This window comes from Pseudomonas sp. IT-P294, assembly GCF_949767865.1.
Lineage (GTDB): Bacteria > Pseudomonadota > Gammaproteobacteria > Pseudomonadales > Pseudomonadaceae > Aquipseudomonas.
In genome coordinates, this window is record NZ_CATKQW010000059.1 from 172,284 (window position 1) to 194,248 (window position 21,965).

Annotated in this window: 19 protein-coding genes and 2 tRNA genes; 2 read left to right on the forward strand and 19 right to left on the reverse strand. The window is 57.6% G+C overall.

Annotation, left to right across the window (positions count from 1 at the left end; all coding sequences use genetic code 11):
* Positions 1-13: 13 nt before the first annotated feature.
* The 10 genes from nusA to rlmE form a co-directional block, all read right to left on the reverse strand.
* Positions 14-1,495, reverse strand: coding sequence for a transcription termination factor NusA (nusA, locus tag ACM6I0_RS30995; RefSeq protein ID WP_007900474.1), 1,482 nt, complete (start codon positions 1,493-1,495; stop codon positions 14-16).
* Between the two features lie 47 nt (positions 1,496-1,542).
* Positions 1,543-2,001 carry a ribosome maturation factor RimP gene (rimP, locus tag ACM6I0_RS31000; RefSeq protein WP_010463487.1) on the reverse strand — a complete coding sequence of 153 codons (459 nt, stop codon included), beginning with the start codon at positions 1,999-2,001 and terminating at the stop codon, positions 1,543-1,545.
* A gap of 138 nt (positions 2,002-2,139) precedes the next feature.
* A tRNA-Met gene (locus tag ACM6I0_RS31005) sits at positions 2,140-2,216 on the reverse strand.
* Between the two features lie 96 nt (positions 2,217-2,312).
* Positions 2,313-2,398, reverse strand: a tRNA-Leu gene (locus ACM6I0_RS31010).
* Between the two features lie 22 nt (positions 2,399-2,420).
* Positions 2,421-2,807 (reverse strand): preprotein translocase subunit SecG, encoded by a 387-nt coding sequence (gene secG / locus ACM6I0_RS31015; protein WP_090175639.1) that lies wholly within the window; start codon positions 2,805-2,807, stop codon positions 2,421-2,423.
* A 4-nt stretch (positions 2,808-2,811) separates the two neighbouring features.
* The gene (gene tpiA, locus ACM6I0_RS31020) at positions 2,812-3,567 is read right to left on the reverse strand and encodes a triose-phosphate isomerase (protein ID WP_285430767.1); all 756 of its coding nucleotides are present in this window, start codon (positions 3,565-3,567) and stop codon (positions 2,812-2,814) included.
* 66 nt (positions 3,568-3,633) lie between these two features.
* On the reverse strand, positions 3,634-4,971 hold the full coding sequence (gene glmM / locus ACM6I0_RS31025) for a phosphoglucosamine mutase (protein ID WP_285430765.1): 1,338 nt from the start codon (positions 4,969-4,971) through the stop codon (positions 3,634-3,636).
* Between the two features lie 16 nt (positions 4,972-4,987).
* A complete protein-coding gene (gene folP, locus ACM6I0_RS31030; RefSeq protein WP_414924059.1) occupies positions 4,988-5,839 on the reverse strand; it encodes a dihydropteroate synthase in 852 nt (283 codons plus the stop codon).
* 8 nt (positions 5,840-5,847) lie between these two features.
* Complete coding sequence (gene ftsH, locus ACM6I0_RS31035) at positions 5,848-7,758, reverse strand: ATP-dependent zinc metalloprotease FtsH (RefSeq protein WP_017336469.1); 1,911 nt, start codon at positions 7,756-7,758, stop codon at positions 5,848-5,850.
* 218 nt (positions 7,759-7,976) lie between these two features.
* Positions 7,977-8,606: a 23S rRNA (uridine(2552)-2'-O)-methyltransferase RlmE gene (rlmE, locus tag ACM6I0_RS31040; RefSeq protein WP_208670033.1), complete on the reverse strand. Its 630-nt coding sequence runs from the start codon at positions 8,604-8,606 to the stop codon at positions 7,977-7,979.
* A gap of 105 nt (positions 8,607-8,711) precedes the next feature.
* Here rlmE and ACM6I0_RS31045 point away from each other — a divergent pair, with 105 nt between their 5' ends.
* Positions 8,712-9,020, forward strand: coding sequence for a YhbY family RNA-binding protein (locus ACM6I0_RS31045; protein ID WP_007942889.1), 309 nt, complete (start codon positions 8,712-8,714; stop codon positions 9,018-9,020).
* Positions 9,021-9,029: 9 nt separating this feature from the next.
* Here ACM6I0_RS31045 and ACM6I0_RS31050 read toward each other — a convergent pair whose 3' ends face one another.
* From ACM6I0_RS31050 to grpE, 8 genes are all read right to left on the reverse strand, one after another.
* Positions 9,030-9,434, reverse strand: coding sequence for an MFS transporter (locus ACM6I0_RS31050; RefSeq protein WP_285430762.1), 405 nt, complete (start codon positions 9,432-9,434; stop codon positions 9,030-9,032).
* Between the two features lie 28 nt (positions 9,435-9,462).
* On the reverse strand, positions 9,463-9,939 hold the full coding sequence (gene greA, locus ACM6I0_RS31055) for a transcription elongation factor GreA (RefSeq protein ID WP_033058235.1): 477 nt from the start codon (positions 9,937-9,939) through the stop codon (positions 9,463-9,465).
* Between the two features lie 2 nt (positions 9,940-9,941).
* On the reverse strand, positions 9,942-13,163 hold the full coding sequence (gene carB, locus ACM6I0_RS31060) for a carbamoyl-phosphate synthase large subunit (protein ID WP_090175657.1): 3,222 nt from the start codon (positions 13,161-13,163) through the stop codon (positions 9,942-9,944).
* Positions 13,164-13,283: 120 nt separating this feature from the next.
* A complete protein-coding gene (carA, locus tag ACM6I0_RS31065; RefSeq protein WP_090175660.1) occupies positions 13,284-14,420 on the reverse strand; it encodes a glutamine-hydrolyzing carbamoyl-phosphate synthase small subunit in 1,137 nt (378 codons plus the stop codon).
* Positions 14,421-14,679: 259 nt separating this feature from the next.
* On the reverse strand, positions 14,680-15,486 hold the full coding sequence (gene dapB, locus ACM6I0_RS31070; RefSeq protein ID WP_090175663.1) for a 4-hydroxy-tetrahydrodipicolinate reductase: 807 nt from the start codon (positions 15,484-15,486) through the stop codon (positions 14,680-14,682).
* Between the two features lie 9 nt (positions 15,487-15,495).
* Entirely contained in the window at positions 15,496-16,620 is a 1,125-nt protein-coding gene (gene dnaJ / locus ACM6I0_RS31075; RefSeq protein WP_090175666.1) for a molecular chaperone DnaJ, read from the reverse strand.
* Positions 16,621-16,917: 297 nt separating this feature from the next.
* Positions 16,918-18,834 carry a molecular chaperone DnaK gene (gene dnaK, locus ACM6I0_RS31080; protein ID WP_285430760.1) on the reverse strand — a complete coding sequence of 639 codons (1,917 nt, stop codon included), beginning with the start codon at positions 18,832-18,834 and terminating at the stop codon, positions 16,918-16,920.
* A gap of 102 nt (positions 18,835-18,936) precedes the next feature.
* Complete coding sequence (gene grpE / locus ACM6I0_RS31085) at positions 18,937-19,503, reverse strand: nucleotide exchange factor GrpE (RefSeq protein ID WP_285430759.1); 567 nt, start codon at positions 19,501-19,503, stop codon at positions 18,937-18,939.
* Positions 19,504-19,743: 240 nt separating this feature from the next.
* Here grpE and recN point away from each other — a divergent pair, with 240 nt between their 5' ends.
* On the forward strand, positions 19,744-21,417 hold the full coding sequence (recN, locus tag ACM6I0_RS31090) for a DNA repair protein RecN (protein ID WP_150658734.1): 1,674 nt from the start codon (positions 19,744-19,746) through the stop codon (positions 21,415-21,417).
* Between the two features lie 75 nt (positions 21,418-21,492).
* On the opposite strand, the gene fur is transcribed toward recN, so the two are convergent.
* The gene (gene fur / locus ACM6I0_RS31095; protein ID WP_003197684.1) at positions 21,493-21,897 is read right to left on the reverse strand and encodes a ferric iron uptake transcriptional regulator; all 405 of its coding nucleotides are present in this window, start codon (positions 21,895-21,897) and stop codon (positions 21,493-21,495) included.
* Positions 21,898-21,965: the final 68 nt, after the last annotated feature.

Below are 21,965 nucleotides of genomic sequence, written 5' to 3' on the forward strand. Positions count from 1 at the left end.
AGGCCGCGCCTAATTACTCGAACCAGTGGGCTCGGGCGGCCATGATCAACTTGCCGGCACGATCATCGTCAATGCCGTCGATGTCGAGCAGATCGTCAATAGACTGCTCGGCCAGGTCTTCGCGGGTAATTACGCCGCGCACCGCCAGTTCCATCGCCAAATCCTTGTCCATACCCTCAAGCGAGAGCAGGTCTTCGGCCGGATGGGCGTCTGCCAGCTTTTCCTCAGTAGCGATGGCTTTGGTCAACAAACGATCCTTGGCGCGAGCGCGAAGCTCGTTGACGGTTTCTTCGTCAAAGCCGTCGATGTTGAGCATTTCTTCCAACGGTACGTAGGCAATCTCTTCCAGGCTGGTGAAGCCTTCATCTACCAGCACCTGTGCCAGGTCTTCATCGACTTCCAGCTCGTCAATGAAATTGCGCAGGATGTCGCCGGTTTCTGCTTGCTGCTTAGCCTGGATGTCCGATTCGGTCATCACGTTCAGGGTCCAGCCAGTCAACTGGCTAGCCAGACGCACGTTCTGACCACCACGACCGATGGCCTGAGCCAGATTGTCTGCGCCAACGGCGATGTCCATTGCATGGGCATCTTCGTCAACGATAATTGCCGCCACTTCAGCCGGCGACATTGCATTGATCACGAACTGAGCCGGGTTGTCGTCCCACAGAACGATGTCCACACGCTCACCGCCCAACTCACCCGACACTGCCTGGACGCGCGAACCGCGCATACCGATGCAAGCGCCTTGCGGGTCAATGCGTTTGTCCTTGGAGCGGACCGCGATCTTGGCGCGCGAACCCGGATCACGGGACGCAGCCATTACTTCGATCAGGCCTTCAGCAATTTCCGGCACTTCGATGCGGAACAACTCGATCAGCATTTCCGGCGCGGTACGCGACAGGATCAGCTGCGGGCCGCGGTTCTCGGTGCGGATTTCCTTGAGCAGCGCACGCAAACGCACGCCAACCCGGAAAGTTTCGCGAGAGATGATGTCTTCACGGGCCAGCAACGCTTCAGCGTTATTGCCCAAGTCGACGATCACGTTGTCGCGGGTGACTTTTTTCACGGTGCCGGAGATGATTTCCCCCAGGCGCTCGCGATAGGCATCAACGACTTGAGCGCGCTCGGCTTCGCGCACTTTCTGCACGATGACTTGCTTGGCTGTCTGTGCAGCGATGCGGCCGAACTCGATGGATTCGATCTTTTCTTCGACTACATCACCAACTTTGGCGCCAGGATGCGTTTCGGCAACCTTGCTCGGCCAGGTTTCGATGGCCGGATCGTCCAGGTCTGCTTCTTCGACGACCGTCCAGCGACGGAAAGTCTCGTAAGCGCCGGTGTGGCGATTGATTTCCACACGCAGATCGACTTCGTCCTCAAAACGCTTTTTGGTAGCAGTGGCCAGAGCCAGCTCCAGCGCTTCAAAAATTACGTTTGCCGGTACGCCCTTTTCATTGGATACCGACTCAACAACCAGCAGTACTTCTTTGCTCATCGTACGCCTCGCCTTTCGCAAGCCATTGGATCCGCGGGATCCGCGTCTCAGTCAAAACTGGGAATAATGTTGGCCTTGTCGATCATATCGATCGGCAACAGGAACTCATGGTCTTCTACCTGCACCACGACGTCCTGCTCTTCTACACCGCGCAGAAGGCCCTGAAAGTTGCGTCGTCCTTCAAAGGGCGAGCGCAGCTTGATCTTCACTTGTTCACCGGCAAATTTTGCAAACTGCTCAATAGTGAACAGCGGGCGTTCCATGCCAGGCGAGGAAACTTCAAGGGTGTATTCAACGGCGATTGGATCTTCAACATCCAGGACACCGCTGATCTGACGGCTGACGATGGCACAATCGTCCACCAGCACGCCGCCTTCCTTATCAATATAAACGCGCAACATTGAGTGGCGACCTTGAGCCGAAAACTCAATACCCCAGCATTCATAGCCTAGGGCCACGACCACCGGGGCCAACAAGGCCTGCAACTCTTCTAGCTTGCTCGACACCTGAACCCCCTCGTGCATGTATGTGCATGCTATGCAAAATAAAAAAATGGGCGAAACGCCCATCCTTGAAACGCCGTCGAACAGCGGCGTAGAAAGTATCCAGCTAACAAAAAGCCCCTTAAAAGGGGCTCCTTAAACTGGTTGCGGGGGCCGGATTTGAACCGACGACCTTCGGGTTATGAGCCCGACGAGCTACCAGACTGCTCCACCCCGCGACAAAGCTGGGGCGGAAGTATACGACCGATCCCTGACAGGGTCAATGTAACCTTCCACCTACAAGAAAGCCCGCAACAGCGGGCTCTCCTGATAATTGGTACCGAGAAGGGGACTCGAACCCCTACACCCTATGGGCACAACCACCTCAAGGTTGCGTGTCTACCAATTCCACCACCTCGGCAATACTACGTTTGAAACTCTTCTTACTTCTGCTCTTGAGCTGGAGGCACGTCAGTCGCTGGAGTAGCCGACTTTTGCTCTTGAAGCACCGGGACATCATCAGAAGCCGGTTGTTGTTGCTTTGGAACTTCCAACACTGCTGGGTTTGGCAAACCTACTTGAGTCAGCTGGTGAGCCTTCTCTTTAGCAAAGTAACCTAACCCCAAGCTGGTTATGAAGAAACCGGCGGCAAGTATAGCAGTAAACTTACTAAGAAAGGTAGAGGAACCTTGGCTTCCGAACACAGTATTTGAAGCACCTGCACCGAAAGACGCGCCAGCGTCCGCACCTTTACCCTGCTGAAGCAATACCAGAGCAACTACGCCCAATGCACCCAGCAGATGAAAAACGACTACGACTGTTTCCAGCATTTTTTCAGTTTCCCGCGGCGCGACAAATCGCACCGAACTCATCTGCATTCAGGGAAGCTCCACCAATGAGCCCCCCATCGATATCCGGCATGCCGAACAGTTCGACCGCATTGGCCGCCTTCACGCTGCCGCCGTATAGAAGTCGCACACCTTGTGCGATTTCAGAATTCTCTGCCGCCAACTGAGCGCGAATGGCTGCGTGCACATCCTGCGCCTGTTGCGGCGAAGCAGTCAGCCCGGTGCCAATGGCCCAGACCGGCTCGTAAGCAATTACTGCATTGGCAAAGGCACCAACACCCAGCTCCTCTATGATACTGCCAAGCTGACGCCCGACAACCTCAAGAGTTTTCCCGGCTTCACGCTGCTCAAGGGTTTCCCCTATGCACAACACCGGAATCAAGCCACATGCCTGTGCCGCTGCGAACTTGCGATTCAGCATGCCGTCCTGCTCGCCCATAATCTGGCGGCGCTCGGAATGCCCGACAAGTACCAGGGAACACCCTGCATCCACCAACTGACTCGGCGCAACTTCACCGGTCAACGCACCTTGCATGGATTCCACCGCAGAGTTCTGCGCGCCAACCAAAATCGACTGACCTTTCAAACCATCAATCACTTGATTGATATGCAAGCAAGGCGGGAATACCGCTACATCAACACCGCTCGGCAAGGCCAGATGACGAAGGCCATTGATCAGCTCAGCGACGCTGGCGCGGGTACCGTGCATCTTCCAGTTACCAGCTACCATAGGGCGACGCATGCTGTACCTCGTCGGTCAAAGTGGGCGCAGATGTTACCCAACACAATCATGGCTGGCAAGCCGAATTCAGGCAGAAACTTCAGTAACCAGTTTTGCCAGCTCTTCGGCGTAACCACGAACCTGTGTTTCGTCCTCGCCTTCGACCATCACCCGCACCAATGGCTCTGTCCCGGACTTGCGCAACAGTACGCGTCCGCGACCGGCCATCGCCTGGGTAACACGATCGCTGGCTTCCTTGACCGCCGGATGGTCGAGCGGGCTCGCACCCCCACCGAACCGGACATTGATCAGCACTTGAGGGCACTTGCGCAACGCCTGACGAGACTGCGCGAGACCTTCAGCACGAGACTTCAGCGCCATCAGCACCTGCAATGCAGCGATGATCGCATCACCCGTCGTGGTGTGATTGAAGCAGACGATATGACCCGAGTTCTCACCGCCGACCAGCCAGTTACGCTCCAGCAACTCAGCGATCACATAACGGTCGCCAACGTTGGCGCGCACAAAAGGAATCGACAGGTCAGCCAGCGCAAGCTCCAGCCCCAGGTTACTCATCAACGTGCCGACGACGCCACCTTGCAGCTTGTTACGCTCATGCAGATCGCGGGCAATGATGTACAGCAACTCATCACCATCAACAACGGCACCCGTGTGATCGACCATCAAGACGCGATCACCATCGCCGTCGAAGGCGATACCCAGATCGGCATGCTCGGCCAATACGGCAGCCTGCAATTGGCCCATATGGGTCGAACCGCAATTGTCATTGATGTTCAGGCCGTTAGGCTGAGCGGACAGCACAATGACTTCTGCACCCAATTCACGGAACACGCTCGGCGCAACCTTGTAGGTCGCACCGTGGGCGCAGTCGACCACGATTTTCAGGCCAGCGAAGCTGGTGCCGGTCGGGACGCTGCTTTTGCAGAATTCGATGTAGCGGCCAGAGGCATCGTTGATGCGCGACACTTTACCGATCTTGCTCGACTCAACCACGGTCATCGGGGTATCGAGCAACTCTTCAATCATCAACTCGAGTTCATCCGGCAGCTTGGTGCCTTTGCCCGAGAAGAACTTGATACCGTTGTCATCATGAGGATTGTGCGAGGCACTGATCACGATACCGGCTTCAGCATGGAAGGTACGCGTCAGGTACGCGATCGCCGGAGTCGGCATCGGGCCCAGCAACATGACATCTGCACCTGCCGACGTCAGGCCGGCCTCGAGCGCGGACTCAAACATGTAACCGGAAATCCGGGTGTCCTTGCCGACCAGCACCTTGCAGGCGCCCATCTTGCGGAACGCCATGCCCGCAGCCCAGCCGAGCTTGAGCATGAAGTCAGGAGTAATCGGGTACTCGCCGACCCGACCACGGATACCGTCGGTGCCAAAATATTTTTTGCTCATAAGTGCTCCATCATTCTTATTCGGCTGATTCCACTGCGGCGATCATCCGGACCACGTCCACTGTTTCGGCTACATCATGGACGCGCAATATACGCGCACCCTTGGCCGAAGCCAGCGCCGCGAGCGCCAGACCACCAAACAGGCGTTCTCCAACCGGGCGATTCAAGGCCAGGCCTATCATGCTCTTTCGCGAAACCCCGACCAACAGGGGCCGCCCCAAGGCATGCAAGGCTTCCATATGTTTGAACAAGCTTAGATTGTGCTGCAACGTTTTCGCGAACCCGAAGCCTGGATCAAGAATAATCCGCTCGGCCGGAATGCCCACCGCCGCGCATTGGGCCATGCGCCCAGCGAGAAATTCGCCGACCTCACGTGTGACATCCTGGTAGTACGGATCGTTCTGCATATCGCCAGGCTCACCAAGCATATGCATCAGGCAGACAGGCAGCCCGGTGGCGGCGGCGGCATCCAGGGCACCGTCTCGACGCAGCGACCGCACGTCATTGATCAAGCCCGCGCCCAACCGCGCCGTTTCGCGCATGACCGCTGGCGTGGACGTATCGACCGAAATAATCACGTCCAGCTCACGACTGATGAGCTCAACGACAGGCGCTACGCGCTCCAGCTCCTCAAGCGGCGAAACGGCCCTTGCACCAGGCCTTGTCGATTCTCCACCCACGTCAATCAACGTCGCGCCGGCCGCCACCATTGCTTCGGCATGGCGCAAGGCCGTATCGAGCTGACTGTATCGGCCGCCATCGGAAAAGGAATCGGGGGTGACATTGAGAATGCCCATGACATGCGTCTGGGACAAATCAAGAACCCGGTTGCCGCAAGGCAACCGGGTCGAGGACTGAACAGAAGTCATTTCAAACCTTATACGTCAGCAGCCGGGCCGCCAATCGGTGTTTCCGGACGCGGGTCCTGCACTGCCGGAGGTGTGCCGGAAGTACCGGTTCCACCCGACCAGTCACGAGGTTCGCGCGGCGTACGACCAGCCATGATGTCGTCGATTTGATCGGCATCGATCGTTTCGTACTTCATCAGGGCATCGGCCATCGCGTCGAGCTTGTCGCGGTTGTCCGTAAGGATTTGCTTGGCCGTGCCGTAGCACTGGTCAATGATGCTGCGCACTTCGGAGTCGATCAGCTTGGCCGTTTCACCGGAGAAGCTTGCACTCTGACCACCGCCGCCACGACCGAGGAACACTTCACCCTCTTCTTCGGCGTACATCAATGGACCGAGTTTTTCCGACAGGCCCCACTTGGTGACCATGTTCCGCGCAATCTGGCTGGCTCGCATGATGTCGTTGGACGCGCCAGTGGTCACACCGTCGAAGCCCAAGGTCATTTCTTCAGCGATACGGCCACCGTACAGCGAGCAGATCTGGCTGATCAGCGCACGCTTGGACAGGCTGTAACGATCCTCTTCCGGCAGGAACATCGTTACACCCAGCGCACGACCGCGCGGGATGATCGAGACTTTGTAAACCGGATCGTGCTCAGGCACGACACGACCCACAATGGCATGGCCTGCTTCGTGATAGGCGGTGTTCTGTTTTTCTTTCTCGGACATGACCATGGATTTGCGCTCGGCGCCCATCATGATCTTGTCCTTGGCCAGCTCGAATTCTTTCATTTCAACGATGCGCTTGCCGGTACGGGCAGCGAACAACGATGCCTCGTTTACCAGGTTAGCCAGGTCAGCACCGGAGAAGCCAGGCGTACCACGTGCGATCACAGCCGGAGCGACGTCGTCACCCATTGGCACTTTGCGCATGTGAACCTTGAGAATCTGCTCACGACCACGAATATCCGGCAGACCGACCACGACCTGACGGTCGAAACGGCCAGGACGCAGCAACGCAGGGTCCAGTACGTCCGGACGGTTGGTTGCGGCGATGACGATGATGCCGTCATTCATTTCAAAGCCGTCCATCTCTACCAGCAACTGGTTGAGAGTCTGCTCGCGCTCGTCGTGACCACCACCCATGCCAGCACCACGATGGCGACCAACGGCATCGATTTCATCGATGAAGATGATGCACGGCGCGTGTTTCTTGGCTTGTTCGAACATGTCGCGAACACGGCTGGCACCCACACCGACGAACATTTCGACGAAATCGGAACCGGAAATGGTGAAGAAAGGCACTTTGGCTTCGCCGGCAATCGCCTTGGCGAGCAGGGTTTTACCCGTACCTGGAGGGCCAACCATCAGAACGCCGCGCGGAATGCGACCGCCCAGACGCTGGAACTTGCCCGGATCACGCAGGAACTCAACCAGCTCGCCGACTTCTTCCTTGGCTTCGTCGCAACCAGCAACGTCAGCCAGGGTGGTCTTCACCTGATCTTCGGAGAGCAGGCGCGCCTTGCTCTTGCCGAAGCTCATCGGCCCGCCCTTGCCACCGGCACCGCCCTGCATCTGCCTCATGAAGAACATGAAGACGGCGATGATCACCAGGATCGGGAAGCTCGCGACCAGGAGTTGAGTCCAGATGCTTTGCTGTTCAGGCTGCTTGCCTTCGACCACGACATGGTTATCCACGAGGTCGCCGATCAAGCCGTTATCCTGGATAGCAGGGCGAATGGTCTTGAAGCTGTCGCCGTCGTTGCGTTTACCGGTAATCACATAGCCATCAACGGCTACGCGCTCGACCTTGCCATCCTTGACCTGCTGGATGAAGTCGGAATAGTTGAGGGTCTGCGGCTCGTTAGGGCTGGAGAAGTTGTTCATCACCGTCACCAGGACAGCCGCGATGATCAACCACAGGATCAGATTCTTTGCCATATCGTTCAATTAACTACCCTCTGAAGCAAGCTCCGCTAATGGCGCGTGCTTCGCATGATATTCACCGGCCTAACTTACTACATTACCTACGGCTCTGGCAGGCGCCGTCTGTAACCCTTTGTGAAACACTTTCTACACAATATTCGTTAAAGCTCACGGGGCGAAATACGAAAAACCTATCGCCCCGCCAAAAAACCTCGTTTTACTCACTACGCCCGTTACTCACTACGCCCGCGGTAACCCCAGGCCAGCATGTATTGCTCGCGGGAACTGCCACGAGAAGAGTCTGGCTTGATCATCTGGATCTTGTCGAATTTCCGACGAGCATCCTTCAGGTACACATCAAACCCTTCGCCCTGAAAAATCTTGATCACGAAATTACCACCCGGCTTGAGTATCCGTTCCGCCAAATCAAGCGCCAGCTCGCAAAGAAACATGGCTTTTGGCATATCCACTTCAGGCGTACCACTCATATTGGGGGCCATATCGGAAATCACAAGGTCCACCTGCGAATTACCGACGGCTTCAAGGATCTGCGCGAGCACTTTGTCCTCGGTGAAGTCACCCTGGATGAAAGTCACGTCTGGAATGCTGTCCATTTCCAGAATGTCCGAGGCGATCAAACGCCCCTCACCACCGATCAGACGGCTAGTCACCTGCGACCACCCCCCAGGCGCCGCACCCAGGTCGACAACGGTCATGCCGGGACGGATCAGTTTGTATTTCTCCTGGACCTCCAGAAGCTTGTAACTCGCACGCGAGCGGTAGCCATCCTTCTGCGCCTGCTTTACATAGGGATCATTGACATGTCTTTGCAACCACTTAAGGCTTGTCTTGGAACGGGCCACGGGCCACCTCGAAAATAAAACGGGTCGTGATTAACTGGGCGGTCCCGGACTCGCTCGGGTAAACTGGCCGCCGCTTTTTACAAGATCAGACGCAGGGGTCAGATTATGCCGCTCACTCAAGAGCAGAAGAAACAGTACAAATCCATTGGCCACCATCTGAAACCAGTTTTGATTGTGGCTGACAACGGTTTGACTGAAGGTGTGTTAGCCGAACTTGAACGCGCGCTGGCGGATCACGAGCTGATCAAAATCAAGCTCAACATCCTCGATCGCGAATCGCGCCTGGCGTCCATTGCAGAACTCTGCAAGGTCGGCAAAGCGGATCTGGTTCAGGTCATCGGCAAGATGGCACTGATTTACCGCAAGAACTTCAGCGTCAACAAGCAGCTGTCGAACGTCCATCGCTTCAAATGATGGCAAGGGTCAAGGGTGTGCTTCGCGCACCCTGCCACTCCATCCAGGCACCGGTTGCAACACCAGCACGAGCCCGGAAAAACCCAGAGCAAGATAGCTGAACACCTGCCAACGCATGGCGTCCGGCCAGCCAATATGCACTGCGACGAACATCGCACACGCAAACAGCGCCATCAGCAGCAGTTGCCCGCGAATATCGCACCATAGACTGACAAGGCCCTCGGCCTGAACCAGCACCAAAGCCTGAAAAACCAAGCACGCTGCGGCGAACTCCACCACCAGCGCATTCAGCATGCCTGCAATTTCGTCGATCAGCAGCGGTGCCAGGCCAATCTGGCCCAGCACCGGCAGCAGACCGATGTGTAACAGCCACAGGCCGCCGACCCACAACATCTGAGCCAGTTGCCAAAGCATGGCGCCTGCACGGAGCGGGCGCCTGCGTTCAGATGTGGCGGACTTCGACAATCTCGTACTCGATAACGCCACCAGGCGTTTTCACGGCAACGACATCACCCTCTTCCTTGGCAATCAAGGCGCGGGCCAATGGCGAACCTACCGAAATCTTGCCCAGTTTGAAGTCAGCCTCATCCTCACCCACGATGTGGTAAGTGACGCTTTCATCAGTCTCGACATTGGCGATTTCTACGGTGGTGCCGAAAATCACTTTGCCAGTGTGAGGAATGGTCGTGACATCAATGATCACTGCATTCTGCATGCGACCTTCGATGTCACGGATCCGCGCCTCGACCATACCCTGCTGCTCGCGGGCAGCATGGTATTCGGCGTTTTCCTTCAAATCACCCAGCTCGCGGGCCGTACCGATGTCCTGGCTAAGCTTCGGACGGACGACCTTGGTCAGGTGAGCGTGCTCTTCTTCCAGGGCTTTGGCGCCCTGAACGGTCATTGGGTACTTGGTTATGCTCATGCCTTCAATCCTGCGTGTAGATCCTGCAAGCGGCGCACAGTCTTCTCGGGACCGAACTTCAGCGCTTCACAGATAGCTTCGCCAGCAGCAATGGTAGTGGTGCAGTAAATCTTGTGCTGCAAGGCATTACGACGAATGGAGTACGAATCAGCGATCGACTGACGGCCTTCGGTGGTGTTGATGATCAAGGTGACTTCGTCATTCTTGATCATGTCCACCACGTGTGGACGACCTTCGGTCACCTTGTTCACACGACGCACTTTCAGGCCTGCGGCTTCGATCAGCTTGGCAGTCCCGGCAGTGGCAACCACTTCGAAGCCCAAGTTGATCAGATCACGGGCCACGCCTGCAACCAGTGGCTTATCGTCGTCACGCACGCTGATGAACGCGGTACCGCCGGTCGGCAGCACTTCGCTGGCGCCCATTTGAGCTTTGGCAAACGCCTCACCGAAGGTATCGCCCACGCCCATCACTTCACCGGTGGATTTCATCTCTGGGCCCAGGATCGGGTCCACACCAGGGAATTTGGCGAATGGGAACACCGCCTCTTTCACGCTGTAGAAGTTCGGGATGATTTCTTTGGTGAAACCGATTTCCTTCAGGGTTTTACCGGCCATGACGCGTGCCGCGATCATCGCCAGGGAAACACCGATGCACTTGGAGACGAACGGCACGGTACGGGAAGCGCGCGGGTTGACTTCGATGACGTAGATGTCTTCGCCTTGCAGCGCCAACTGTACGTTCATCAGGCCGACCACGCCCAGTTCCAGGGCCATTTTCTTGACCTGTTCGCGCATCTCGTCCTGGATGTGGGCAGGCAGCGAATACGGCGGCAGGGAGCACGCGGAGTCACCGGAGTGAACGCCGGCTTGCTCGATGTGCTGCATGATCGCGCCGATCACCACGTCGGTGCCGTCGCAGACCGCATCCACGTCCATTTCGATGGCGCAGTTGAGGAAGTGATCGAGCAGCACCGGGCTGTCGTTGGACACTTTCACCGCGTCACGCAGGTAGCGCTTGAGCTCTTCTTCTTCGTAGACGATTTCCATTGCGCGGCCGCCCAGAACATAGGACGGACGAACCACCAGCGGGTAACCGATCTTGGCGGCGGCACGAATCGCTTCGTCTTCGCTGCGCACGGTGGCGTTTGGCGGCTGACGCAGGTTCAGACGCTCAACCATCTGCTGGAAGCGCTCACGGTCTTCGGCACGGTCGATGGCGTCAGGGCTGGTACCGATGATCGGTACGCCGGCTTCTTCCAGGGCACGCGCCAGTTTCAGCGGGGTTTGGCCGCCGTACTGGACGATCACGCCTTTAGGCTTCTCGACCCGGCAGATTTCCAGCACGTCTTCCAGGGTTACTGGTTCGAAGTACAGGCGATCGGAGGTGTCGTAGTCGGTGGAAACGGTTTCCGGGTTGCAGTTGACCATGATGGTCTCGTAACCGTCTTCGCGCAGCGCCAATGCCGCGTGTACGCAGCAATAGTCGAACTCGATACCCTGGCCGATACGGTTAGGACCGCCGCCGAGGATCATGATCTTGTCGCGGCCCGACGGCGCTGCTTCGCACTCTTCCTCGTAAGTCGAGTACATGTAGGCGGTGTCGGTAGCGAACTCGGCCGCGCAGGTGTCAACGCGCTTGTAGACCGGGAAGATTTCCAGCTTGTGACGATGACGGCGCAGAGCCTTCTCGGTCACGCCCAGCAGCTTGGCCAGACGCATGTCGGAGAAGCCTTTGCGCTTGAGGCGGAACATCAAGTCGCGGTCGATGCTGGCCAGACCCAGGGTCTTGACCTTCTCTTCTTCCTTGATCAGATCTTCGATCTGCACCAGGAACCACGGGTCGATCATGTTCATGCCGAAGATGTCTTCGACCGACAGGCCGGCGCGGAAGGCGTCAGCCACGTACCAGATACGCTCGGCGCCCGGCACGGTCAGTTCGCGCTTGAGGATGCTCATGCTTTCCGGGTTGCTCAAGTCGAGCTTCTCGTCCAGACCGCAAACGCCCACTTCCAGACCGCGCAAAGCTTTCTGCAGGGATTCCTGGAAGGTCCGGCCGATGGCCATGACTTCACCAACCGACTTCATTTGAGTGGTCAGGCGTGCATCGGCTTTCGGGAATTTTTCAAAGGCGAAACGTGGCAGCTTGGTCACGACGTAGTCGATGGACGGCTCGAAGGACGCAGGAGTAGCGCCGCCGGTGATTTCGTTCTGCAATTCGTCCAGGGTGTAGCCGATCGCCAACTTGGCAGCGATACGCGCAATCGGGAAACCAGTGGCTTTCGACGCCAGGGCCGAGGAACGGGATACCCGCGGGTTCATCTCGATGACCACCATGCGGCCAGTGTCCGGGCAGATGCCGAACTGGACGTTGGAGCCGCCGGTTTCCACGCCGATTTCACGCAGTACCGCCAGGGAGGCGTTACGCATGATCTGGTATTCCTTGTCCGTCAGGGTCTGCGCAGGAGCAACAGTGATCGAGTCACCGGTGTGCACGCCCATCGGGTCAAAGTTTTCGATGGAGCAGACGATGATGCAGTTGTCCTTTTTATCGCGGACAACCTCCATCTCGTATTCTTTCCAGCCAATCAGGGATTCGTCGATCAGAAGCTCTTTGGTCGGCGACAAGTCGAGACCACGGGCGCAGATTTCTTCGAACTCTTCACGGTTGTAAGCGATACCGCCACCGGTGCCGCCCATGGTGAAGGACGGACGGATGATGCACGGGAAACCGAGCTTCTCGAGGACCGCGTTGGCCTCTTCCATGCTGTGGGCGATACCCGAACGCGGGCAGTCCAGGCCGATGGATTTCATCGCCTTGTCGAAGCGCGAACGGTCTTCAGCCTTGTCGATGGTGTCAGCGTTGGCGCCGATCATCTCTACGCCGAACTTCTCCAGAACGCCTTCGCGCTCCAGGTCCAGTGCGCAGTTCAGGGCGGTCTGGCCGCCCATGGTCGGCAGCAGCGCGTCCGGACGCTCTTTCTCGATGATCTTGGCAACGGTCTGCCATTTGATCGGCTCAATGTACGTGGCGTCAGCCATGTCCGGGTCGGTCATGATGGTCGCCGGGTTGGAGTTCACCAGGATGACGCGGTAGCCCTCCTCGCGCAGGGCTTTACAGGCCTGGGCGCCGGAATAGTCGAATTCGCAAGCCTGGCCGATCACGATCGGGCCAGCGCCGAGAATCAGGATGCTTTTAATGTCTGTACGTTTTGGCATGGGTTTGTCACTCAAATCCGCAGGTCAGTCGGCAAGCCGTCTTGTTCAATCTTTGAAGCCTTGAGGGGGGCCGCCGGTTTTCGGGACCGCCCCTCAAGCTTTGCTCATCAAGGCCAGCGATTAGCGTCGCTTGGCCATTTCGTTGATGAAGCGATCAAACAGTGGCGCTACGTCGTTCGGGCCAGGGCTGGCTTCAGGGTGACCCTGGAAGCTGAAGGCGCTCTTGTCGGTACGCTCGATCCCTTGCAGGGTGCCGTCGAACAGCGATTTGTGGATCGCGCGAACGTTGGCTGGCAGGGTCGTTTCGTCTACCGCAAAACCGTGGTTCTGGCTGGTGATCATCACGACGCCGGTGTCCAGGTCCTGGACCGGGTGGTTGGCACCGTGGTGGCCGTGACCCATTTTCAGGGTCTTGGCGCCGGAGGCCAGAGCCAGCAGTTGGTGACCGAGGCAGATGCCGAACACCGGAATCTCGGTTTCCAGCACATCCTTGATCGCCTGGATTGCGTAGTCGCAAGGCTCCGGATCACCAGGACCGTTGGACAAGAACACGCCGTCCGGCTTCATCGCCAGAACGTCGGCGGCTGGCGTCTGAGCCGGCACCACGGTCACGCGGCAACCGCGCTCGACCAGCATGCGCAGAATGTTCAGCTTGACGCCGTAGTCGTACGCAACCACGTGGTATGGCAGCTCGGAAGCTTCGATGGTCGCGTGGCTGTCGGTCTTCAGATCCCAGACAGTCGAGCGCCACTCGTATTTTTCTTTGGTGCTGACGACTTTCGCCAGGTCCATGCCCTTCAGGCCAGGGAAGCCCTGAGCTGCGGCGATGGCTGCTTCTTCGGAGATGTTGTCACCGGCCATGATGCAGCCGTTCTGTGCGCCTTTCTCACGCAGGATGCGCGTCAGGCGGCGGGTGTCGATACCGGCGATAGCCACAACATTGTTGGCTTTCAGGTAGTCGGACAGGGACATCGTGTTACGCCAGTTGCTCGCAACCAGTGGCAGGTCACGGATGACCAGGCCAGCAGACCAGACACGATCGGACTCGGCATCTTCCGGCGTGGTGCCGGTGTTGCCGATGTGCGGGTAAGTCAGGGTAACGATTTGTTGGGCGTAGGAAGGATCGGTAAGGATTTCCTGATAGCCGGTCATGGCGGTGTTGAACACCACCTCACCAACGGTTTGACCGTCGGCTCCAATGGCTTCGCCGCGAAAAATGCTGCCATCAGCAAGGGCGAGTATGGCTGGCTTAGTCAAGAAGACCTCCCGTAAATAAAGCCTGAAAGGGCGATCGCAGGTTGTAAAAAAGCGGAGTGACGTATGGACACGTCACCCCGCTTCTTCACCGAATAATTCTGCGCGCTTTTAGTGGACACACTAAAGCTGTAGCTTACAGAAAAAGGCTTTTTTGGTCTACCGCCAATGAGCCCTAAAGGCCGGAGAATGCGACAGGACGTCGCTTGGCGGGATAAAACCGGGCTCAAACGCTGGGTTTGAACCCGATTTCGGGCGCATCTTAACGCAGGTCGAGCACGTCTTGCATGTCATAAAGACCCGGCTCACGACCGTCCAGCCACAACGCAGCACGCACCGCGCCCTTGGCAAAGGTCATGCGACTGGATGCCTTGTGGGTGATCTCGAGACGCTCGCCTTCACAGGCAAACAGCACCGTATGATCGCCAACAACATCACCGCCGCGCACCGTGGCAAAACCGATGGTCTCGCGCTCACGCGCACCGGTGTGGCCTTCACGCCCGTAGACCGCGACCTTCTGCAGATCACGATCCAGGGCGCTAGCAATCACTTCCCCCATGCGCAAGGCCGTGCCTGACGGCGCATCGATCTTGTGCCGGTGATGAGCCTCGATGATTTCGATATCCGCATCATCGCCCAACACACGAGCAGCCATGTCGAGCAGCTTCAGCGACAGGTTTACACCGACGCTGAAATTGGCCGCGAACACGATCGGAATATCCTTGCCAGCATCGACCAGCAACTGCTTTTGTGCAGCGTCCAGACCGGTCGTGCCGATCACCATGGCCTTGCCCGCCTTGCGGCAGAACGCCAGGTTTTTCAGCATGACTTCCGGGAGCGTGAAGTCGATCAACACATCGAACTCTTCAGCCACGGATTCCACATGACCGGACAGCGGCACGCCGATCCGCCCCAACGAGGCCAGCTCACCGGCATCCACACCAATCAGCGTGCTGCCAGGGCGCACGATGGCTGCCGTCAGACCGGTCAGCGGCGCCCGCTGCTGCACCGCCTCGACCAGAATCTTGCCCATGCGGCCCGCCGCACCCATCACAGCAATACGTCGCATGCTCACCCCTTACAAATCGCCGAAGAAGCGCTTCACGCCTTCAAACCAACCGGTGGTTTTCGGCGAATGGCTGTTGTCGTCCGCCAGCGAACTGCGGAACTCTTCCAGCAACTCGCGCTGACGACGACCCAGGTTGACCGGGGTTTCGACCGCCACACGGCACATCAAGTCGCCAGCACCGCCGCCACGCACAGGCGCAACGCCTTTGCCGCGAACACGGAACTGCTTGCCGGTCTGAGTCCCCTCAGGGATTTTCAGTTTGACGCGACCATCAAGGGTCGGAATCTCCAGCTCGCCGCCCAACGCCGCATCAACAAAGCTGATCGGCACTTCGCAGAACAGGTGCTTGCCATCACGCTGGAAGATCGCGTGCTCGCGCACATTGATCACCACGTACAGGTCGCCAGTCGGGCCACCCTGCGCACCCGCCTCGCCTTCGCCCGACAGACGAATGCGATCACCGGTATCGACACCCGCCGGCACTTTAACCGAGAGGGTTTTGTATTCTTCGACACGGCCTTCGCCGTTGCACGAGTTGCACGGATCGGAAATGATCTTGCCTTGGCCGTGGCAACGCGGACAGGTTTGCTGCACCGAGAAGAAGCCTTGCTGCATGCGCACCTGACCAATGCCGCCGCAGGTCGGGCAAGTGACAGGCGAGGAGCCTTTCTTGGCGCCCGAGCCGTCGCACGGCTTGCAGTTGACCAGTGTCGGAACGCGGATATTCACGGTCGTGCCGCGCACCGCCTCTTCCAGATTCAGCTCCAGGGTGTAACGCAAGTCGCTGCCGCGCTGGGCGCCGCCACGGGCACCGCCGCGACCACCACCGAAGAAGTCACTGAAGACATCGCCAAAGATGTCGGAGAAGTTCTGACCGCCAAACCCGGCACCGCCGCCACCCATGCTTGGGTCGACACCGGCATGACCGTATTGGTCGTATGCCGCGCGCTTGCTCGAATCGGACAGCACTTCATAGGCCTCGTTGGCCTCTTTGAACATATCTTCCGACGCTTTGTCATCGGGATTACGGTCCGGGTGGTGCTTCATTGCCAGGCGACGGTAGGCCTTTTTCAGGTCTGCTTCGCTTGAGCCACGCTCAACACCCAATACTTCGTAATAGTCACGCTTTGCCATAAGTCTTTGCACTCTTAAGGACGTTCGGCAAACCCCTCCTGAGCCTCGCCAAACTCGTTGAGCCCCAATACAGGCCCGGACCCAACTCACGTCAATTCAACGATCCTGGTCTTTGATTCAATGCGGCACTTTCGGTTCGAGAAGCAGGAGCATTCCCGACCCTACCGCCAGCATCCGAACGTTGTCGCACGCTGTAAAAATTCGCTAACTCCAGACACGCCAACGCGGGAGCAAGCTCCCGCGCGGCGACATCCTACCAGTCACCGCCAGAAGGCAGTCAACCGGGCGACCAACAACTTACTTGTGGTCTTTTACTTCTTCGAACTCGGCATCAACGACGTCGTCGGCTTTTTGAGCTTTTTCGTCGTGCGGTGCAGCGCCTTCAGCAGGCTGGGCCTGTTCGGCATACATCTTCTGCGCCACTGGAGCGGAGACTTTCGACAGCTCTTCAACCTTGGCGTCGATGGCAGCCTTGTCGTCGCCTTTAATAGCGGCTTCCAGGGCAACCACTGCCGCCTCGATTGCAGTCTTCTCTTCAGCGCTCACTTTATCGCCAGCGTCAGCGACCATTTTGCGTGTCGAGTGAACCAGCGCATCACCCTGGTTGCGAGCGCTTGCCAGCTCTTCGAACTGACGATCCGCATCGACGTTGGCTTCAGCATCGCGAATCATTTGCTGAATTTCTTCCTCGGACAGACCGGAGTTGGCCTTGATCACGATCGACTGGGTCTTGCCGGTAGCCTTGTCTTTGGCGCCTACGTGCAGGATGCCGTTGGCATCGATGTCGAAGGTCACTTCAATTTGTGGCACACCGCGTGGCGCTGGTGGAATCTCGGCCAGGTCGAACTTGCCCAGGGACTTGTTCTGAGCAGCTTGCTTACGCTCGCCTTGCAGCACGTGAATGGTCACAGCGCCCTGGTTGTCGTCGGCAGTCGAGAACACTTGCGATTTCTTGGTAGGAATCGTGGTGTTTTTCTCGATCAGCGCGGTCATCACGCCACCCATGGTTTCGATACCCAGGGTCAGCGGGCTGACGTCGAGCAACAGAACGTCTTTCACGTCGCCGGCCAATACCGCGCCCTGGATAGCAGCACCCATGGCAACCGCTTCGTCCGGGTTCACGTCTTTACGTGCGTCTTTACCGAAGAATTCGGTCACCAGCTTCTGAACCAGTGGCATACGGGTCTGACCGCCTACCAGGATCACGTCGTTGATGGCGCCAACGTCGATACCGGAGTCTTTCAGAGCGATACGGCAAGGTTCGATGGTGCGTTGAACCAGGTCTTCTACCAGCGCTTCGAGCTTGGCGCGGGAGATTTTCACGTTCAAGTGCTTAGGACCGGTGGCGTCTGCAGTGATGTACGGCAGGTTCACGTCGGTCGACATGCTCGAGGACAGTTCGATCTTGGCTTTTTCAGCGGCTTCTTTCAGGCGCTGCATGGCCAGCGGGTCACCTTTGAGGTTCATGCCGCTTTCTTTCTTGAATTCGTCAACGAGGTAGTCGATCAGACGAATGTCAAAGTCTTCACCGCCCAGGAACGTATCGCCGTTGGTGGCCAATACTTCGAACTGGTGCTCGCCATCGACTTCAGCGATCTCGATTACGGAAACGTCGAAAGTACCGCCGCCCAAGTCGTAAACGATCACGGTGTGATCGCCTTTCGCCTTGTCCATACCGTAAGCCAGGGCAGCTGCGGTTGGTTCGTTGATGATACGTTTTACGTCCAGGCCCGCGATGCGGCCGGCGTCTTTGGTGGCTTGACGCTGGCTGTCGTTGAAGTAGGCCGGAACGGTGATCACCGCTTCGGTCACTGGCTCGCCGAGGTAGTCTTCGGCGGTCTTCTTCATTTTCTTCAGAATTTCAGCCGAGATTTGCGGCGGCGACATTTTCTGGCCGTTTACTTCAACCCAGGCGTCACCGTTGTCGGCCTTGGCGATTTTGTACGGGACCATCTTGATGTCTTTCTGTACGACTTCTTCGTCGAACTTACGACCGATCAGACGCTTCACCGCATACAGGGTGTTGTGCGGATTGGTCACAGCCTGACGCTTGGCCGACTGGCCCACGAGGATTTCGCCATCGTTGGCGTACGCAATGATCGACGGCGTGGTGCGCGCGCCTTCAGCGTTTTCAATAACTTTGGCTACGCCGTTTTCCAGCACGGAGACGCAGGAGTTGGTAGTCCCCAGGTCGATACCGATAATTTTGCCCATGTTCACTCTCCCGAAACTTTGGATTTGGTTGCCGCAGCAGTGGTGGCTAACTGCGGTAGCACTTAAACGCTTGACTTCTAAATGGGGGCCTTGCGGCTAATTTCAAGCCTGCTCGTCAATAGAAGGCGAAACTGGCGCAGGCGCCTTGCTCACCACGACCATGGCCGGGCGCAGCAGACGACCGTTGAGCTGGTAGCCTTTCTGGAAGACCTTGAGCACGCTGTTCGGCTCGACGTCGGCGCTTTCCTGCATGGCCATTGCCTGATGCTGAACGGCATTGAACGGTTCGCCATGCGGATCGATCGCTTCCAGGTGATAACGTTTCAGGGTGTCCTGGAACATTTTCAGCGTCAGCTCGATCCCTTCACGCATTGGACGGATGCTTTCGTCGTCCGGGCTGGACAACTCCAGGCCACGCTCCAGGCTGTCAACGATCGGCAACAGGTCACCGGCGAATTTTTCCAGGGCGAATTTGTGAGCCTTTTCTACATCTTGCTCGGCGCGACGGCGGACGTTCTGCAGATCAGCCGCTACACGCAAAGCCTGATCATGAGCACCCGCCAATTGCTCTTCGAGCACTTGTACACGAGCCGCCAGTTCATCACCCGAATCCTGGGCAGCCTGATCGGCGTCTAGATTTTGCGTATCCACTGTCTGTTCGTCAGCCATAGAATTCTCCTTTCAATATCGTCCGTGAGCTCAACTCACGCTTCTGTCCCGGTATATGGGGCCGCAAAAATGAGCTTCAAGGGGTGACTTGTGATTAACCCTACAAAAAACGCTGCATTGTGATTACCCGACGCGCTAAGCATTTCGTCAGACCGAGCAAATCGAGCTAAGAGGGGGCATTGTCAGCCACAAATAAAACACTGTATAAATAACCAGACCTAAAGCCTGGGAGCGGCCTTTATGCTGGTGCACCTGTCCGTACATAACTACGCCATCGTTGAACATCTCGATCTCGAACTCGATCGCGGGATGAGCGTGATCACCGGTGAAACCGGCGCCGGCAAGTCGATCATGCTCGACGCTCTGGGCCTGACGCTGGGCGACCGTGCCGACAGCGGCGTGGTTCGTCCCGGTGCCGACAAGGCCGACATCCTGGCAACCTTTGACCTGGTCGACATCCCCGAAGCCAGCGCCTGGCTGGCCGAACGCGACCTCGAAAGCGACGGCCCGTGCATCCTGCGCCGGGTGATCACCGCCGAAGGACGCTCGCGTGGCTACATCAACGGCACGCCCTGCCCACTCGGCGATTTAAAAGCCCTGGGCGAATTGCTGATAGACATCCACAGCCAGCACGAACACCAATCACTACTCAAGACCGACACTCACCGCCGCCTGCTGGACGAGTACGCCGGCGCCACCGACCTTGCCCGCCAGGTTCATCTGGCTGCTCAACGCTGGCGCCAGACCCGCCAGGAACTGGAGCGCCTCTCCAATTCCGGCGACGAACAACGCGCTCGCCATCAATTGCTCAGCTATCAACTCGAAGAGCTGGAGAATCTTGGCCTCGGTGAAAACGAGCTGGAGCAGCTGGAACAGGAACACAAGAACCTCACCAACGCGGAAACCCTGCTGGGCATCTGCCGGCAAGTGGTCGAACAATGCAGCGAAAGTGATTCCGGGAACGTCCTGAACGCGCTGACCGCCAGCCTCAATCGCCTGTCGAGCGTCAACAACTCGATCGGCGCACTGGGTGAAGCCAGCAGCCTGCTGACCAGCGCACAGATTCAGGTAGAAGAAGCCGTGGGCGAGCTGAACCGCTTTCTTGATAACTTCGACGCCGATCCTGCCCGCCTTCAATACCTCGAAGAACGTCTCGACGCGATCTACACCATGGCGCGCAAGCATCGCATCCAGCCGACCGAGGTCGCGGAGATGCAGCAGCGCTTGCTGGATGAAATCGAAACCCTGAACGCCAATGACGAGTCCATCGAACGCCTGAGCGATGAGCTGGCGTCCTATGCCCGCCATTATCAGGAGAAGGCCCGGGAACTGAGCGACTTGCGTCACCAGGCGTCGAACAGCCTGGCCAGCGCCGTCGAGCAGGAAATCCAGCGACTGGGTATGCCCGGCGGACGTTTCACCATCGAGCTTCGCCCCAATGGCAGTGATGAACTGTTGCCCAACGGGCTTGAGCAAGTGGAACTGCTCGTCAGCGCGAACCCCGGCCAACCATTAAAAGCCTTGGCCAAAGTAGCTTCGGGCGGCGAGCTGTCGAGGATCAGCCTCGCGATTCAAGTCATCACCGCTCAGACCTCGCGCGTACCCACGCTGGTGTTCGACGAAGTGGACGTCGGCATCGGCGGCCCGACTGCTGAAATCGTTGGCCAGTTGCTGCGCCGACTCGGGGAGCGCGGACAAGTGTTGACCGTGACTCACTTGCCGCAAGTGGCTGCTCAGGGCCATCAACATCTATTCGTGCACAAGGTGCGCGGCGAAGATGCCACCCACACGGCGGTTTCCAAGTTGAGCAAAAATGATCGCGTTGAAGAAGTAGCGCGAATGCTGGGGGGCATCGACCTGACCAAGGAATCCCTGGCCCACGCGAAAAAAATGGTCGTTACCGCAAAAATTTAAGAACGGCAGAAAGCACGAAGGCGACCCTGGGGTCGCCTTCGCTCGTTTCGCGAACGTGAAATTCGCGCGACTTGCTTACTTTTTCTTACGTACGTACAGCACCAGATTGTGATCAACCATCTCGAAGCCATACTTGTCGACGATTGCTTTCTGCAGGCGCTCGATTTCTTCGTCGAAGAATTCAATCACTTCGCTGGTTTCGACGTTGACCATATGGTCGTGATGCTTGCCGTCATCCAGCTCGAAGACCGCATGGCCTCCGTCGAAGTTGTGCCGCACCACAAGGCCAGCTGCCTCGAACTGAGTCAATACACGGTAAACCGTGGCCAGACCGACGTCCTCACCAGCCTCCATCAGCGCCTTGTAAACATCCTCGGCACTCATGTGGCGTTGCTCGGCGGAATCGAGCATTTGCAGAATCTTGACCCTTGGCAGGGTCACTTTGAGACCGGCTTTGCGTAGTTCGCTATTTTCAACCATGGTCAGCTTTCTCGCGATGCTGCTTCGCAGCTTCTCTTAATGCGGGTATGATCGGCGTTTACGTTGTC